Genomic DNA, 17,061 nt, shown 5'->3' on the forward strand with positions numbered 1-17,061 from the left:
GGTGACGGCAATCTTTTCCACTGCGCCAACCCATGAGGCCGACATGAATTATCAAGCTCCCCTGCGCGACATGCGTTTTGTGCTGCACGAAGTGTTCGATGTCAGCGGCCATTGTGAACGGTTGAACAATGGGCTGGATCGGGAAACCATCGACGGCGTCCTCGAAGAAGCTGCCCGCTTCGCCGCCGAAGTGGTCGCGCCGCTGAACCGCAACAGTGACGAGCAGGGCTGTCAGTTGATCGACGGCCACGTCACAACGCCCGAGGGATTTCGCGACGCCTACCGGCAGTACGTTGATAACGGCTGGGCGAGCATGACCGGACCGCTGGAGTTCGCCGGCCAGGGTTTCCCGCAGCTGATTTCGGCCAGCTTCCACGAAATGCTGATGGCCGCCTCGTTGTCGTTTCGCATTTATTCCGGCCTCACCGAAGGCGCGGTGCTGGCTCTGCATCGCCATGGCAGCGAGGCGCTCAAACAGGCTTACCTGGAGAAAATGGTCAGCGGTGAATGGTCCGGTACCATGTGCCTCACCGAGCCCCAGGCCGGTACCGACCTTGCCCTGCTGCGAACCCGTGCCCAACCTCAAGCCGACGGCAGCTATCAGGTCAGCGGCAGCAAGATTTTCATCAGTGGTGGCGAGCAGGACCTGACCGCCAACATCGTTCATCTGGTCCTTGCCCGTTTGCCGGATGCACCGGCCGGGGTGAAGGGCATCAGCCTGTTCCTGGTTCCCAAGTTCATTGCCGCTGCCGATGGAACTCCTGGGCCGCGCAATTCGCTGAGCTGTGGCGCACTGGAACACAAGATGGGCATCAAGGGCGCGTCCACCTGCGTGATGAACTTCGACGGCGCACAAGGCTGGTTGATCGGTGAAGCGAATCAGGGGCTGGCCTGTATGTTCACCATGATGAACGATGCACGCTTCCAGGTTGGCTTGCAGGGACTGGGCATCGCCGAGGCCGCCTTCCAGGGTGGCCTCGCTTATGCCCGTGAGCGCCTGCAATCGCGGGCCATCAGCGGCCCGGTGGCGCCGGACAAGAGCGCCGACCCGATCATCGTGCACCCCGATGTTCGGCGCATGCTGCTGACGCAAAAAACCTTGAGCGAAGGCTGCCGCTTGCTCGCGGCCTACACCGCACTGCAACTGGACCTCGAACACGGCGACCCACAACCCGAGGCTCGCCAGAAGGCGAGTCGTCGGGCAGCGCTGCTGATTCCGATCGTCAAGGCCTTCTTTACCGACGTCGGCCAGGAAGTCGCCAGCCTGGGCGTTCAGTTGTACGGCGGCCACGGTTACATCCGCGAGTGGGGCATGGAGCAATTGATGCGTGACAGCCGCATCACTCAGCTATACGAAGGTACCAACGGTATCCAGGCGCTGGATCTGCTGCGGCGCAAGGTGCTGGGCGACGGCGCAACGGAACTGGGCGCCTTGATCGATGAGCTGGCCGTGCATGTCGACGCGGCCGGCTCGCAAGCAGCGCTGAGGCAAATGGTCGAGGCAATGCAGCAGCGTCTCGCCGAGTGGCGTGAACTGGGTACCGAGGTGGTCGAGGCGTGTCGGCGTGATGTGCAGGAAATCGGCGCCATGTCGGTGGACTTCCTGGCGTACAGCGCTTACGTGCTGGTGGGCGGGCTGTGGTTACAGGCGGCTGTGCGTGCCCAAGCGGCACTGGATGCTGGTACCGACGAACCCGGGTTCTATCGGGCCAAGCTGCAAGCGGCGGATTTCTACTGGCGCCGGGTGCTGCCCCGTGCCAGTGGCCACCGCGAAAGCCTGCGGGGCGGAGCCCATTGCCTGATGGCCATGGACGAGGCCGATTTCGCCTTTTGATGGCAGCACAGTGCGGCGGTAACCGAGAGACCCCGGTTACCGCCGCACTGCATGCACCGTCTATGTTCAGGCTTGCGCGGCGCTGACCTTGCCAGTGATCGTGGCATTCTTGCGGACCGCTTGATACAGCAGGCTGGACACCATGAACCCGACAATGGCCAATACGCTCATCAACGAGAACACGTAGTTGTAGCCCTGCTGACCCGGGAAGTGATCAAGGATGGCGCCATAGATGACGTAGGCGAACATGCCGGGCGCATAGCCGATCAGGCAACCGATCCCGAAGGCTGAACCGGTGATGTGCTGGGGAATGCCGACTTCACCCATGGGTGCCCAGAACACGCCGCGCATGGAAAAGACAATCAGCGCGAAGGAGAGGGTGGCCGCCATGCCTGCGTAGATGAAATCCGGGCTTTTCGGGATGAGCATGATTACACCCATCAGCGGCAACAACGCCAGGAATGCCCACTTCAGATAGCGGCTGGAACTCTTGAACTGTTTGTCGGCAATGAAGCCACCGGCAGGGCCGCCCAGGATCTTGAGGAAGTACTGGTTGATGATGCCGTAGGCGCCCACCAGGGCCACCGGCAGCTCGTACATTTCCTTGAGGTAGGGAATGAAATAGGTCAGGCCGCAGTACACGATGTAGACCATGAACACGTTGAGGCTGACCAGCCAGATGCCCGGCACCTTGATGGCCTCGAACAGGTTCGACAACCCGTTCTTCGGCTTGACGGTCGACTGGGTTTTGCCGCTCTTGAGCAGCAGCCAGGTCAGGGTACCGGCAAGAATGTCGATGACCGAGTAGAACAGGATCGCCGATTTCAGACCGTTTTCACCGGAGCCCATGGCGACGAAGACGCCCAGCGCAGAGAAGGCGACCAGGGTATCGATGACGCCACGCCCGCCTTCGAGCAGGCCGAACAGGCGACCCTGTTCCTTATCGTCGCCAAGGTTGCGGATGGCTTTGAGCAGCGAAGGCCAAAAGAGGCAGTCGGCACACACGGCCAGCAGGCAGAACACCACCAGCAGATTGCTGAAGGGCGGGAAGGTCGCCAGGTAAAGCCCGAGGCCGCCGGTACCGATCAAGCCAAGGGGGATCAGCTTGCGCGTGTCGTACCGGTCGGCAAGCATGCCGCCCACCACGAACAGCGCAGTGGCGATGATGGCGTTGGCGCTCAGCAGCACGCCGATTTCAGTGTGGGACAGCCCCATGAATTCTTGCATGGGGATGTAGAAGGCGTCTTTGAGATTCGCCAGCTTGTAGATGGTGCCGCCACCGAGGATGAGAATCAGGAATCTGAGCCATTTGGCCTTGTCTTGGGATGTCATTATTGTTCTCCAGGCGTTATTGGGTAGGCAGTGCCGGTCGGCACGTCAGGTTCAGGCGTTAGCGCAATGGGCCAGGGTCAACTCGGCCAGGGTGCGGAACTCGGCCAGCAGACCTCGTACGTAGGCGACCTGGTTGTTTGCCCAACGGTGCTCATCGGCCAGCATTCGCTCCAGCGAGAAGCCTTCCGGCAGCGCTGTTTCACTCATTTCCCGGTACGCAATGAACGGGTCGGCGGCTTCGTCGAGCTGGCGGAACGCCGGGGCGACGTAGTGGTTTTCCTGCTCCAGGATGAAGGCGATCACTTGCGGGGATGATTCGCCGAGCATCAGCAATTCGAACAACATGCGTGCGTTGGGCAGGTCGTCTTCGTCACAGCCTTGCAGCACACCGTAATGCCCGAAGCCGTTTTGTTCAGGCACGATGCGCACACCCTTGAGGTGGGTCTGGCGTATGTGCGGCGCCAGGGTGCGCAGTGCCGCCAGGGGCTGCTCGCAGGCATTGATCATGTTGCCGAAGTCGAACAGCGCGTGCAGGCGAGGGTGGTTCAGCCGGTTCAGCAGTTGCGCGATTTCGGCGCTCTTGAGTTCTTCATGCTGTTCGAAGTCGAAGAACAGGTCGTGCTCGTCTGCCTGTTGCGCGAGGTAGTGCAGGTCTGACTCGATCACGTCCATGACCCGGGACAGCGCCCCTTCGTAGCGTGAGTAGACACGGATGTTGCGGGTGCCCAGCGTCTTGGCAATGGCGATCACTTGATCGACATCTTTTTTCAGCGTGCTGCTGATTTCCAGATGCACATCCAGCCCCAGTGCATTGGCCTTGGCAGCGAACGCCAGAAGCTGCGCGGTTGTCATTTGACTGAGGCTGTTTTCCTCACCGTCGAGCAGGTGCAGGCTCAGGCCCTGCAGTTCGTGGCGATAGGCGAAGTCCAACAGGTCGCCAGGGGTGACACGGCCGTGGGTCAGGTTGGTCAGCAAGGGGTAGGCATGGGCAAACAGGCGCAACTGTGCCAGTCGGTCGAGCAACCGGCGGGCCAGTGCCTCAGTCAGTACGGGGGGAGTTCCGGCCTCGACAGCCTTATGGCTGAGCAAGGCGTTGAATCGTTCCTGGATCTTATTGTTCATTCGAGTCGTTCCTGGTTCAGACACCGGGTCTACCGGCGCAGCCTTTATCGCGCCAGTCAGGAACTCTCGATAGATCCATTATCAGTTAAATCATAAGACCACTTGCCTTGGGTCAAGTGGCCGGTTGCAGGTAGCCCATTTTGTCCAAGGCCTGGGCCAGTGCTTCGACGCGCGCCTGGGCCTGGTCCTCGGGGGTGCTGGCAAAACCGATCAACAGCGCCGGTGGCAAGACATGTTCGACGCAGTAGTCACTCAGGGGATAGGTATGAATGTCATGCTGGCCGAGTTCCCTGGCCAGGGCGTCGTCATCGAGATGCGCGGGTAACCAGGCGATCAGGTGCATGCCGGCTTCCACCGGCGTGATCCTGAAGAAAGAGCCCAGTCGTTTCTGCAGTTGTTCGACCAGTGCCTGCTGGCGAGCCTGGTACAGGGCGCGCATTCGACGAATATGGCCGAGAAAGTGGCCTTCGCGCATGAAGTCCGCCGTGGCGGCCTGTAGCAGCGTGGGCGGGCTGCGATCCATGACCGCCCGCAGGGTGCAGAAGGGTTCGATCAAGGCGTTCGGCAATATCACGTAACCCAGTCGCAGCGAGGGGAAGAGCACTTTGCTGAAGGTTCCGGCGTAGATGACCCGGGCCCATTGGTCCATGGCATAGAGTGCCGGCAGGGGGCGACCGTTGTAGCGAAATTCACTGTCGCAGTCGTCCTCGATGATCCAGCTTTGATTCTGGGCGGCCCAGTCGATGAGTTCCTGGCGTCGCCCATAACTCATGGTGACGCCCAAGGGATGCTGACGGGAAGGTGTGGTAAACACCAGGCGGGCGTCAGGACACAAAGCCAGGCCTTGCCGGACATCGATCCCCTGTTCGTCGATACGCAACGGCACGACCTGACCACCTTGGGCCTGGAGCGCAATTCGCGCCGCAATATGCCCCGGATCTTCCATCCAGAAACTGTCCTGCGGATTGAGCAACAGCATGCCCAGCAGGTTGAAGGCTTGCTGGGCGCCGGACACGATGACCACCTGATCGGCAGTGCAATCGATGCCACGGGCATCGAAGACGTACTCGGCAATCGCCTCGCGCAGGGCCAGCAATCCCTGCAGTTCGCCATAACCGAGCATGGCCTTGGTCGGCTTGTGCAGGTGACGGTTCAACAGCCGCTTCCAGACCGATTGCGGGAATGCATCGTAGGCGCTGTGGCTGGGCAGGAACGAGGTCGGGCTGCCGGTCGCCCAGTCGGCATAGGAAACGCCGCGAAAATGATCGCTGCGCAATGACAGCATGGATTGGCTCAGGTCGGACAGGCGAGGGGGCTGGCGCTTGTGTTCATCGTCTTCAATACCACGGCTTTCCCATTCATGGCCGACATAGGTCCCGGCCCCGGTCCTCGACGTCAGAAAACCTTCGGCAATCAGTTGATCGAACGCATTGAGAATGCTGATTCGCGACAGCTGCAGTTCCTTGCTCAGGGTCCGGGTGGAGGGCAGGCGCACGCCTCCCTGAATCCTGCCACTGAGGATCTGTTTGCGAATCTGCAAGTAGAGTTGGCGGTACAAGGGGATGGAACTGGCACGGTCCAGCTCGATACCTGACAACAGCAAACCTGCGGAGGATTTCATTTTTGGTTCGTCTGGATGAAGTGTGGTTTGACCTGAATTGCCGTCAGGCACCCGGGGGCGAAAGGGTATCGAGGGGTGCTGGATAAGTCATCCACCACAGCGTCAGTGTCTCAATAATATGGCTGCCGAGTACGGCATTGCACTAACGCTTCTGTCGACCGCCCATGAAATTGAGACGATCGTTCTGAGTTGCATATAGGAATGATATGTATTTACTTACAAAAGATAATCGTTATTATTCGCGCGATAATTCAAACAAAGGTGTCCATGGTGGCTCGATCGCGCATTTACCCAGCCTCTCTGTCGTTGCTGGGTGTTCTGGTTGTACCTGAGTTACAGGCAGAAACGGAGTCTGCTCTAACCCTACCGGCAACCGCTGTGAACAGTGAGTACAGCGAGCAGAGCTACATGTCGACCGAGAGCAGGAGCGCGCTAAAGATCGACGCCCCTCTGCGAGATATCCCGCAAACCGTCAATGTGATTCCCCAGAGCGTCATCAAGGATCAGGGGGCGCGGTCGATGGAGGACGTGCTGAAGAACGTCCCTGGTATCGGCCTGTCCAATGGTGACGGTCAGCGCGATCAGGTCACCATCCGTGGTTTCAGTGCCATTGGCGACATGTATGTCGACGGCATTCGCGACGATGCGCTGTACTTCCGGGATCTGTCCAACGTCGAGCGGGTGGAAGTGATCAAGGGGCCGGCTGCGGTGCTCTATGGCCGAGGCTCTTCGGGGGGGCTGATCAACAGCATCAGCAAGACACCCAACTTCGCACCCAAGCAGGAGGTCGGCGTCAGCGTCGACAGCGAGGGCGAAAAACGCACTCAGTTCGATGCCGGCTGGGCCGATCAGCAGCAGGGCAATAAAGCCTTTCGTGTGACAGGCGCGCTGGAGAACAGTGACACCTTCCGGGATGACGGCTACACCGACCGCAAGGCCATCGCGCCTTCGGCCTACTTCAAGCTCTCGGATGATCTGGAACTGGACCTGGGTGCTACCTATCTGTATGACAAGCGCCTGATTGACTTCGGCATCCCGGCACGAGGCGACCGACCGGTCGATGTGGACCGCGACAAGCGCTTCGGTGCCGCCGACCCGGATGATGACTACACCCGTAGCGAAGTGTTCTCGTTCACGGCGGGTGTCGACTACCGGATCAACGACGATTTCAGCCTGAGCAATACCAGTCGTTACTACCACTACGACCTGGATCGCAACAACACACTCGCTGACTCCAGCCCGACACGTTTCGTCACTGCTCCCAATGGTGAACTGCTGGTAAAACTCAACCGCGGCAACGTGCAGCGCAAGGAGGACGGGTGGTTCAACCAGACCGAACTCAAGCAGCGCGCCGTGCTTGCCGGGATGAACCATAACCTGCTCTATGGTGTGGAGTTGGGGCGCCAGGTGAAGGACCAGTCCGTATTCAGCCAATCCAATGTGGCCCGGGTGCCGGTGTACCGCGATGCCTTGGTCGACGTGCCGTTCCAGGCCAACCGGCAAACCGCCAAGGGTACCAACACCCAGGACACCGCCGGCTTCTACGTACAGGACCTGATCGAACTGGCGCCACAGTGGAAGGCACTGCTGGGTGTGCGTTACGACGTGTTCGACCAGGAGTACGCCGATGACCTGACGCACAGCGAGCTGTCCCGCACCGATACGACCTGGAGTCCGCGAGTCGGTCTGGTCTACCAGCCTGATCAAGTGCAGTCCTATTACGTCTCGGTGAGCCGCTCCTACCAACCCTCCGCCGAGATGTTCGCCCTGAGCACGACGAACCAGGATCTTGAACCAGAGGAAACCACCAACTTCGAGATCGGCGGCAAGTGGGACCTGCTCGACAATCGCCTGGCGTTGACCGCGGCGCTGTTCCGTCTGGAACGCACCAATATGAAAACCAGCGATCCGGCGAACCCGACCAAACTGGTGCTTGCGGGTGAGCAGCGCACCGACGGTCTTGAGCTGACCGCCAGCGGGCAGTTGAGTGACAAATGGCAGGTCTATGCCGGTTACGCCTTTCTGGATGCCGAAATCACCAAGTCCAACAGCTTTACCAACGGGGTCGCCAACGAAGGGCAGGTGCCCACTCTGACGCCGCGCCACAGCGCCAACCTGTGGTTGGTGCGTTCACTGACGCAAACCTGGCGTGTGGGCATGGGGGCCAACTATGTCGATGATCGCTATACCGCGCTGGATAACAATGTGGTCATGCCGGCTTACACAACCGTGGACGCCGCGCTGCTGTACAACGAGCCGAAATGGGACATGGCCCTGCGTCTGCGCAACGTTTTCGACAAGGACTATTACGCTTCGGCGCATGGCTCAGTGGATCTGATCACACCCGGTGCCCCACGGACGCTGGAGCTGAGCACCAACTATCGCTTCTGAGTACAGACCTGAAGAACGGGCGCCCGGCATTGTCGGGCGTTTGTTTGAGGGGATTGTCTCCTGAAGCGATAGCCGGTTCCTCAGGGCGATCCGGTTAATGCGCATGAGGGCGTTCACAGGGGGGCTTTCAAAAAGCGCTGTTCATGATCAGGGTCCGGCAACAGGCATGTGTCGTATTTCCCGAAGAGCCGATAACGATTAAGCGCAATGCGGTCGTATGCCCAATCCAGAAGCGTGCGAGGAAAAATGCGCAACAGAAGCACGGGGTGCCAGCGTGCGGGCAACTGGGCAATGACTTCGAAATATGCTTGCGAACGCTCCCAGTAGTGTCGGTCGCGGATCACCGCCATGGTGTGGAACTGATCCAGGGGCAAACCTGCCCATGCGAGCAGAGCCTGCCCCTCGGGTGACTGAACCGCCGCCAACCGCACGCGCCGCTGGCGGTCATGGCGAATCAAGAATCTCACCCAGCCATTGCATAGCTTGCAGACACCGTCGAACAAAACCACCGTCTCTCCCGGTTTGAGCAACGGCGCGGGTGAGGGGCGGGTTTGCGAGACTGGCATAGGCGTGGGTCCAAGGGATCTCGGTTAAACCGGCGCTAGCAACACCTTGGGTACTGCTAGCGAGGCTTGAGGCTGCACATTTCTGTCAGCCGGGAGGACAGGCTACATCGATCAGCTGTTGGTGTGATTGGCAGCCTTGGCTTTGCTTTCAGCGACAGCGGCTTCAGCCTTCTGTTTCTGTGCAACCTGGAAGGCCTCCATCGAGACTTTTCGGGCCGACTCCATGCGATTGAACGTCTTGTCACCACCACCTGTGGCCATCGCCAGAGAAGAAGCGGTCAGAGCGGCGATTACGAAAAGGGCTTTCATGGATTTCATTTGGGTATCCTCAAGTGACATTTTACGAACTGCTAAAAATGGTTTTTTTGGCTAAAGCTGAACTTCCTTGTCTCACCATCCAGCCAGGGCGGCGTTTCCTGGTGACCAGGTGCCTTGGTCCCTACGTGCTTCGGTGTCTCTGCTTTTTGCCCAGGTGGTGAGCAGTACCATCGCTCCGAAACCACCGACGATGAGTACCGGATAGGCTGCCAGCAACTCCACCAGCGAATACTTCCAGGCCAGCGGACGACCAACACCCAGCATGGCGGCATAGAACCACGACACGCCAGAGAGGGCGCCGGAGAACAGCGCCAGCATGCGCAAGCTGAAGGAGAGTTTGAGTAACGAACCGGCTTTTTTCAGCGCCGGCAATACCGCGCTATGCAACAGGAAACCGTTAAAGGTCAACAGCACAACTATGCCGATTTTGGCTTGCAATTTTGGATTGAGGAAATATTCCATCCCCTTGCCGGCATAATCGATCCCGACAATACCAATGCCCGTAATCCAAAGCGCTACAAGTGCAAGCACTACGGTTTTTTGAAGGCTTTCCATGTGCGCGTCATCGTGGTGGCCTGACGCATCTCCCTTCAGGAGTTGCTTGACCATTGCAATGTCGCTGGTCAATACCAGCCCGATTGCTACGCAGCAGGCGATAAGATGAAAATATACAACGCCTAAACGCACATATTCCACGGTGGACGAAGAGAACATACTAAGTTCCATGGTGACCTCTTGGTTTCAATAGTGAATCAACTTGGCTCTGTGCACGGCTTGATTGGAACTTACCGTTGCTGACTGCCATTTAGATCCAGCAATTGTTATCAATTAATCTTGCGACATTAAGCCACCAAGATAAAAGTGAGTTTCTCGAATGAACGTCTAGTCATTCGATCATGTCCATTTTCAGGTAACAAAAAACCTCAATCGCACTGAGTGCATGGGAGGTTTAACTTCCGCTTCTGGGGGGGCGGTGAGGCCCGGAATCCGATCGACGAGCGGATCAGGCAATGCTGGTGGGGTTGGCAGGGCTTGCACCCCATTCGAGGAAACGGATCTTGTGAAGCTCACCCTGGCTGTCCAGGTAGACCACAGTCACTGGTACTACGCCGGTCTTGTCGGATGTATCGGTGCGCTGCAGTACCTGTTTCACATCGATGTCCATACCGTAGTGATAATCGACGGCTGAAACATGCGCGCCGGGTTCTTGCAGGTTGTTCTGGTCAAAGACACTGGGTGCGAGACTGGAAATCACGGCACTGACAATTGTGGCCATGCTCATAAGGCTATACCTCCACTGAAGTTCGCTTGACGGGGACCTAATGTGACACGTTGAGTAAGTGAAGTTCACCTTACCGCGACGAACGTGCCTGCCTGAAAAGCCTGTAGTGGCTGCAAACTCCCGGCAATTCCCCACGCTTGACGCCTCTCGACCATTCGTCCTTTTAACCCCGTATTTGTTGACCAAAGTCCGTTTTTGAACGATGTCATAACATGTCATGATGGATTTTCATGCTGGGTGAATCAGTGATTTGTTGCCTGATGCCAAAGGCAAAAAAGCCCGCTCAATGGCGGGCTTCGTAATCGGTTTTTCCTATAGTGCGTCGCCAAAACCCTTACGGAATTCGTCTTCAAGCTTCTGACAAGTTTCTACGATTATGCTTTTCCCGACTGCAGGGCCGGAGTAGCTGTTTACTTCCTGGCGGCATAGTTCGACGGCATCTCGGGCCTGCATCATTTCCTTGTCTTGCGACCTGTTACTGAAAGAAGAGCCGAAAGCCAGGTACAAGGTGATGGCGATAATGGTTCCGATCAGGACCTTGCTGACAGGGCCCATTCTCTTTTCTGACGGTAGTGGCCGCCCAGGCGGGATTTGTATTTTCTGCCTGAGGTCGGATTGGCAGTGCTTGCATAGAATGGCTTCAGCCATGATGACTTCCGCGCAATAAGGGCAACTCATTTTTCCAGCCTCCACAGATGAAACTCCTTTTTCAAAACAGGATTCTATCATTGGGACTGGGGGCGTTGAGGGACGCGTCGCTGTTTTCCACTGAGGCTGCCTGTTGTCCGGATGCAAGATGGTCAACAGGCACTGATGGCTATCGGCTGAAACGTTCGGCCAGGCTGTGCAGATAATCGGCCATGACTTCCAGATCCTGGCTGATCGCGGCGCCTTGCTTGGCCTGCCCGGCACTGTGGTCGCACAGTTGGGCAATACGGGTGATCTGCTGATTGATATCTTCAGCCACGTGACTTTGTTCTTCAGACGCCGAGGCCATCTGCTGGCTCATGCCGGTTATCCGGGTGACGGCCTGGCTGATGCCGACCAACGCCGACTGCACCGCCTCGACACTTTGCATGCTTTCGCGGGAAATCTGCTCGCCACGATTGGCCGTTGATACGGCGCGATCGGCACCGGCATACAGTGAAGCGATGATGCCGTGGATCTGTTCGGTGGAGGTGCGGGTGCGTTGTGCAAGGGAGCGCACCTCGTCGGCAACCACGGCAAAACCGCGACCTTGCTCACCTGCCCGGGCCGCCTCGATGGCCGCATTGAGCGCCAGCAGGTTGGTCTGTTCGGCAATGGAGGTGATGACATCCACGACACTGCCGATCGATTGCGTTTCGCTCGCCAATGCATCGACCGCCTGGCCAATCTCGTTGACCGCCTCATGCATGGTTTTCATGGCGCTCAGGCTTTGCCGGGCCAACTCACTACCGTCACGGGTCAACTGGTCAGCCTCCGACGCGGCATGTGCGGTGCTGATGACGTTCTGCGTGACTTCCTGAATGGTGGCGGCCATCTGTGAAATGGCGGCGGCAGACTGATCGGTTTCACTGCGCTGACGATCAAGCGACTGCGCCTGGGAACCTGAGAGTTCGGATGATTGCGCCGCCTTGGCCTTGACATTGACCCCGGCATCGACGAGCCGGCTCAGGGCTGTCTGCAGGCGCGCTTCCTCACTGACCATGGCCATGTCCAGTTGCCCTTGGGGGCCGTGGTTATCGCTGTAGGTGAGGGCGACCAACGGATCGGAAAAGGCTTTCGGATGCTCGGCCAGGGTACGCTCGATGGCCTTGCGATTTCGGGACTCGATCAGGTACCAGGCAACGCCAAGGCTCGCGATCAGGACCCCTTGTGCCGCGGTTGTCGATAGCCACTGACTACCGAGCAGTGAAACTCCGCCAGCCATCAATAATGGCCACCCCTGTCGCAGTGGCCGGAAAATCCGCGCGCTGCGCGCAACGATCGGCTTGCCGGCCCGCATCCTGGAATAGAGCGCTGATGCCCGGCGCACCTGGTCGCGGCTGGGCACCGAGCGGACCGACTCGTAGCCACTCATGCGTCCGTTTTCATAGATGGGCGTGACGTAGGCACTGACCCAATAGAAATCACCATTCTTCGAGCGGTTTTTCACAATACCCATCCAGGGTTTGCCTTGCTTGATGGTGTGCCACATATGCTCGAATACCCCGGGTGGCATATCGGGGTGTCGAACCAGGTTATGGGTCTGACCCACCAGTTCGTCGTAGGTGAAACCGCTGATGGCAACAAAGGCGTCGTTGCAGTATGTGATTCGGCTATCCAGATCGGTGGTGGAGATCAATCGCTGTTCGGTGGGGAAAACTCTTTCATGCTCGGTTACGGGTAAATTCACACGCATACAATGCGACCCCTCGGATTATTATTATGTTGAGCATATAAATCAGAAATGCGCCCAGGCATTGCGCCAGCCGGGCAAGGCGTCAGATCGGGGGATTCAACGCGCGGGCCCGAAGAGGAATTTATGGACGGGGGAGGCTATCGACCATTCATTCGACGACAATTTCTTTTCATTTCATGACAAATCGGCGATATCAATGTGAAATCATGCGCCCTCTATACAGGGCAGGTGCCTGGCATTGCGGGCAAGCCATGGAGAAAGGCGGCAATCTGCTGGCTATTGCACAGATGCACCACGGGAATCCGCGGGCCTGTGGTCAGGCGCACCGCCTCGATACCGGGGCGATAACCCTGATCGAAATTCCACACAAAGTTCAGAAAGGTCAGGAACGCCCGGTCGAGCTTCTCTGGGCAACCGGCTGCAAGGTCAGGGCGAGGGCGCTTGCTGACGCTGCGCATGATCACTCGGGCGAAGCAGGTCAGGCGCGGCGTATCGAGCCAGATGATCAGGTCGGCCCGGGGCAGGCGAAGGTCAAAGGTGCGCCGGGCATAGTTGCCTTCACAAATCCAGGTATCCGCTTTGATCGCGGCGCTGACCCGCGCGCGGAATTGCTCCGCGTCGGGTTCTATCCAGCCGGGCTCCCAGAACAAGGTATCGAGGTGCACCACGGGCAGGCCCAGACGCTTGCCAAGGGCGCGGGCGAGGGTGGATTTGCCGCTACCGGCATTGCCTAGAATTACAATCCGTTGCATGAGTGACGTCCTGTCGCGAAAAAAGCCGGCAATTGTGCAGGGTTTTGACGGCCAGTCAACGGCCGCTGAGGGAGACCTCGATCACCTGACGCCTGGCCGGCTCGTTTCGTGTTTTCAGGCGGATGCGCCCACGCCCTCGGCTTTCTCCTGCACCGCAACGTCGTGCAGGGAAATCCTTGAAGTCTCCGGTAATGCCAGCCCGCCCGCCAATGCGAGCAATGCAATCGCAATCAGGTAGAACGCCGGTGACAGGTTGCTGCCGGTGGTGCTGATCAGCCACGTTGCCACCAGCGGTGCGGTGCCGCCGAAAAGGGTGTACGCCATGTTGTAGGTGATCGCCGAGGCGGTGTACCGAGTGCGGGTAGGGAAGGTTTCCGAGAGCAAGGCCGCGGTTACCACGCCACACAACACCGCGCCAATCGCCAGGAGCATGACGCCGACGATGGACGCGGCGAACGAACCGGAACTGGCCATCAGGAACGATGGATACACGACCACGATCAACAGCGCGCATGCGGTCATCACCGTGACTCGACGCCCGACCCGGTCCGAATACAGCCCGGCCAGCGGGCAGATCGCCGCAGCGAACAGCAATGCAATCAGTGACACCAGCAAGGCTGTTGCGCGACTCAGGCCACCGGCCACTTGCAGGTAGGTCGCGAAGTAGGTGGTGAACATATAAAACGAAAGTGCCGTGAGTGACACAAAAGCGCCCAGGCAACAGATCGCCGCACCATGGTTGCGCAAGGTTTCCTTGAGTGGAGAATGTGCGACAGCATGTTCCTGAGTCACCGCCTGGAATGCCGGTGTCTCATCGAGCTTCCAGCGCAGGTAAAGCCCCACCAGGCCCAGGGGTGCGGCAATCAGGAACGGCAGGCGCCAACCCCAGCTTCCCATTGCTTCGGCCGACAATGATGCCTCGAGCGCGTAGGCCACCACGGCGGCCGCGGCGAAGGCGGAAAATGTCGACACCGGAATGAAGCTGCCGTACCAGGCGCGCTTGTCACTCGGCGCATGTTCCATCAGGTAGGCACAGGCACCTGCGTATTCTCCGCCGGCGGAAAAGCCTTGGGCGCAACGGATCAGGGACAGAAGAATCGGCGCCATGACCCCGATTGCCGCATAAGTGGGCAGCAGACCGATCAAGGTCGTTGCTCCTGCCATCAGCAGGATGGTCATCGCGAGGGTGCGCTTGCGGCCGATCCTGTCGCCCAGCATGCCGAAGAAAATCCCTCCAAGGGGCCGAAACGCAAAGGCCACGGCGAATACCGCAAAGGTCTTGAGCAGCGCGGCACTGGCATCGCCGCTGGGGAAGAATTGCTGGGCGATGGTCGTGGCCAAAAAGCCATACACCGCAAAGTCGAACCACTCGACGAAATTGCCGATGCCGGCAGCCACAATCACTCTTCTCAGTGTTTGTGGGCTGACTTGTTCCGTAGTTGCGTTCGTCATGCTTGACCTCGACAGTTCGTCAGTAAGCTATCGATTATCGTGGCAGGCACTGAGGTGGTTCACTTCAAAAGTGTCACCCACATAGTCAGTACCGACTTCAGGCCATTGCATCAGGCATGATTCGCGCCAGATTGGCCGAGGGAGAGAAAAGGGCGACTTTTTTGCAAATTTGAACAGCGTTGAGGGTATTGTCGGTCGCCGGGATTAGATCAATCAGAAGGGATGAAGATGACATTGACTGTCGAAAGCCTGGTCAGGATCGCAATGACCAATCCGGTAAACGCAGAGATTTCCGCTCGTTTGCCGGAGCTCGGTTTGAACCAGTGCATGCTAACGGCCGGCTGCCTGTTCCAGGCCGTCTGGAATCAACAGGCACAGCGACCGCCAGAGTGGGGCGTGAAGGATTACGACGTCTTTTACTTCGATGATGACCTGTCATGGGAAGCTGAGAATGAGGTCATCGAATCAGGTCAGCGTCTGTTCCAGGACCTCGACGTGAACATTGAGATCAAGAATCAGGCCCGTGTCCACCTGTGGTACCGCCAGCGCTTTGGCGGGGATTATCCAAGGCTTCAGTCGGCTAAAGACGGGATAGATCGCTACCTGATTGCCGGCACCTGCATTGGTCTGGATATCGAAACGGGTGAGGTCTATGCGCCCAACGGCCTGGCCGACACCGAGCACGGGCTACTTCGAATCAACCCGAAGAATCTCAAGCCAGAGCTGTTCGATCAGAAGGCGAGAAGTTATCAGGCTCGCTGGCCCTGGCTCAGGATCGTGGAACAGCAACGTTGAATCGAGGGGAGCCGATTGCTGCCGGTCGCATCGGGCTGCAAACGCCCCCTTAACGGACATTCGATACCGAGTGCGTCATCTAGCACACGCCGCTGCTGCTTTTTCGCAGCGAGAAATGACTCGGTGCTACCCCATACCAGCGCTTGAATGCCTGGGAAAAGCTCGACAGGTCACTGAACCCCAGTCTATCGGCAATCTCGGTGAGACTCAGGCGTTCGTCGTTGAGCATTTCGATGGCACTGCGGCTTCGGGCCTCGGCCAGCAAGGCACGGAAGGTGGTGCCTTCGTCGTGCAGGCGGCGCTTGAGGGTGCGAGTGCTGACGTGGATCAGGCGGGCCATGGCGCAAAGGTCCGGTGGCGTCGCGTCGGTATTGGTCAGGTAGTGCTGGACCAGCGCCGTCATGCCGGAACGGGCGATTCGCCGTTGCATCAACTGTGTGCACATCTGCTCGCACATGCTCACTGTGACGGCGTTGGCTTGCGGCAAGGGGCGCACAAGGAATGAACGATCAAAGGCCAGGCTGTTGCTGCTGGCTGCGTAGACAGGCGCCAGCCCCAATAAACGGTCGTTATCGCACTCGTGAGCAGGATCGGCACGCAACGTGAAGCGCGACAGCGAAAAGTCATCGCCCCCCAGTTCCTTGAGCAACAGCGCCCCCGCTGCCATGTCCCGGGTCAATAGAAAATCCCGCAGGTCGGGTGCCAGCCCGGGCGTGGCGAAAGTCAGCACACCTTCACTGCCTTGCTCTTCATAGGTCACCACGGTGAATGCGTAGGTCAGCGGCAAAAAGCTCAGTGCCAGGGCTAGTGCATCCCCGGTGGTCGCGCTGCTGATCAGGCCGTAACCAAACAGGCCATAGGTCGAGAAGTGATAGCGCGCACCGATTTCGAAGCCAAGCCCCGGAGGATGACCGAGCAACTGCAACAGATTGCCGGTCACCCGCAGTTCCTGATCGGCAGTCAGCTCCAGATTCGGGTCGGCCAGTTGCGCTGCCGTCAGCCCCGAGCCGGCCAGTATCGCGCCGGCAGCCAAGCCTTTTTCGACGCCGAACTCCACCAGCAGCAAGGCGCTGGCCGGGCCACGCAGAAAATCCCGAAAGCTCATGCCCATGTCCCTGTGGCGAAAAGGTTGGCCCGAATAATAAAGCAATTGTCCCATTCCAGCATTCGGTTCTTTATCAATGGCGGTCACCATCCTTTGCGCACGGTTCGT

At 58.6% G+C, this 17,061-nt stretch carries 14 protein-coding genes and 2 pseudogenes; 3 read left to right on the top strand and 13 right to left on the bottom strand.

What is annotated here, in order from left to right; genetic code table 11:
* The first annotated feature begins 43 nt into the window (after positions 1–43).
* A complete protein-coding gene (locus ABIE16_RS09215) occupies positions 44–1,834 on the top strand; it encodes an acyl-CoA dehydrogenase C-terminal domain-containing protein (RefSeq protein WP_429520938.1) in 1,791 nt (596 codons plus the stop codon).
* 66 nt (positions 1,835–1,900) lie between these two features.
* On the opposite strand, the gene ABIE16_RS09220 is transcribed toward ABIE16_RS09215, so the two are convergent.
* The 3 genes from ABIE16_RS09220 to ABIE16_RS09230 all read right to left on the bottom strand — a co-directional run bounded on the left by ABIE16_RS09220 (position 1,901) and on the right by ABIE16_RS09230 (position 5,909).
* On the bottom strand, positions 1,901–3,166 hold the full coding sequence (locus tag ABIE16_RS09220) for an MFS transporter (RefSeq protein WP_057714881.1): 1,266 nt from the start codon (positions 3,164–3,166) through the stop codon (positions 1,901–1,903).
* 51 nt (positions 3,167–3,217) lie between these two features.
* A complete protein-coding gene (locus ABIE16_RS09225; protein WP_218495897.1) occupies positions 3,218–4,288 on the bottom strand; it encodes a sugar phosphate isomerase/epimerase family protein in 1,071 nt (356 codons plus the stop codon).
* Positions 4,289–4,400: 112 nt separating this feature from the next.
* Positions 4,401–5,909 carry a PLP-dependent aminotransferase family protein gene (locus ABIE16_RS09230; RefSeq protein ID WP_057714879.1) on the bottom strand — a complete coding sequence of 503 codons (1,509 nt, stop codon included), beginning with the start codon at positions 5,907–5,909 and terminating at the stop codon, positions 4,401–4,403.
* 267 nt (positions 5,910–6,176) lie between these two features.
* Between ABIE16_RS09230 and ABIE16_RS09235 the strand changes: the two genes are divergently transcribed.
* A complete protein-coding gene (locus tag ABIE16_RS09235) occupies positions 6,177–8,300 on the top strand; it encodes a TonB-dependent receptor (protein WP_159389902.1) in 2,124 nt (707 codons plus the stop codon).
* Positions 8,301–8,413: 113 nt separating this feature from the next.
* Here ABIE16_RS09235 and ABIE16_RS09240 read toward each other — a convergent pair whose 3' ends face one another.
* The 9 genes and pseudogenes from ABIE16_RS09240 to ABIE16_RS09280 all read right to left on the bottom strand — a co-directional run bounded on the left by ABIE16_RS09240 (position 8,414) and on the right by ABIE16_RS09280 (position 15,053).
* Positions 8,414–8,866, bottom strand: a complete 453-nt coding sequence (locus tag ABIE16_RS09240) for a thiol-disulfide oxidoreductase DCC family protein (protein ID WP_057714877.1) — start codon at positions 8,864–8,866, stop codon at positions 8,414–8,416.
* A gap of 111 nt (positions 8,867–8,977) precedes the next feature.
* Entirely contained in the window at positions 8,978–9,184 is a 207-nt protein-coding gene (locus ABIE16_RS09245; protein ID WP_057714876.1) for a co-regulatory protein PtrA N-terminal domain-containing protein, read from the bottom strand.
* 72 nt (positions 9,185–9,256) lie between these two features.
* Complete coding sequence (locus tag ABIE16_RS09250; RefSeq protein WP_057714875.1) at positions 9,257–9,910, bottom strand: hypothetical protein; 654 nt, start codon at positions 9,908–9,910, stop codon at positions 9,257–9,259.
* A gap of 277 nt (positions 9,911–10,187) precedes the next feature.
* Positions 10,188–10,466 carry a DUF2790 domain-containing protein gene (locus ABIE16_RS09255; RefSeq protein WP_057714874.1) on the bottom strand — a complete coding sequence of 93 codons (279 nt, stop codon included), beginning with the start codon at positions 10,464–10,466 and terminating at the stop codon, positions 10,188–10,190.
* 312 nt (positions 10,467–10,778) lie between these two features.
* On the bottom strand, positions 10,779–11,114 hold the full coding sequence (locus tag ABIE16_RS09260; protein WP_429520939.1) for a hypothetical protein: 336 nt from the start codon (positions 11,112–11,114) through the stop codon (positions 10,779–10,781).
* A 169-nt stretch (positions 11,115–11,283) separates the two neighbouring features.
* Positions 11,284–12,258: pseudogene (locus ABIE16_RS09265) on the bottom strand (methyl-accepting chemotaxis protein); the annotation flags it as partial.
* 282 nt (positions 12,259–12,540) lie between these two features.
* A pseudogene (locus tag ABIE16_RS09270) lies at positions 12,541–12,849 on the bottom strand (PAS domain-containing protein); the annotation flags it as partial.
* Between the two features lie 215 nt (positions 12,850–13,064).
* Complete coding sequence (locus ABIE16_RS09275) at positions 13,065–13,601, bottom strand: AAA family ATPase (RefSeq protein WP_429520940.1); 537 nt, start codon at positions 13,599–13,601, stop codon at positions 13,065–13,067.
* Positions 13,602–13,715: 114 nt separating this feature from the next.
* Entirely contained in the window at positions 13,716–15,053 is a 1,338-nt protein-coding gene (locus ABIE16_RS09280) for an MFS transporter (RefSeq protein WP_429520941.1), read from the bottom strand.
* Between the two features lie 228 nt (positions 15,054–15,281).
* Here ABIE16_RS09280 and ABIE16_RS09285 point away from each other — a divergent pair, with 228 nt between their 5' ends.
* Positions 15,282–15,848 (top strand): nucleotidyltransferase family protein, encoded by a 567-nt coding sequence (locus ABIE16_RS09285; protein ID WP_057716607.1) that lies wholly within the window; start codon positions 15,282–15,284, stop codon positions 15,846–15,848.
* A gap of 79 nt (positions 15,849–15,927) precedes the next feature.
* Here the strand turns inward: ABIE16_RS09285 and ABIE16_RS09290 are convergent, their stop codons facing one another.
* The gene (locus tag ABIE16_RS09290; protein ID WP_429520942.1) at positions 15,928–16,953 is read right to left on the bottom strand and encodes an AraC family transcriptional regulator; all 1,026 of its coding nucleotides are present in this window, start codon (positions 16,951–16,953) and stop codon (positions 15,928–15,930) included.
* Positions 16,954–17,061 lie beyond the last annotated feature (108 nt).

This window comes from Pseudomonas sp. 2725 (genome assembly GCF_050434585.1).
In the GTDB taxonomy this organism is placed as follows: domain Bacteria; phylum Pseudomonadota; class Gammaproteobacteria; order Pseudomonadales; family Pseudomonadaceae; genus Aquipseudomonas; species Aquipseudomonas jessenii.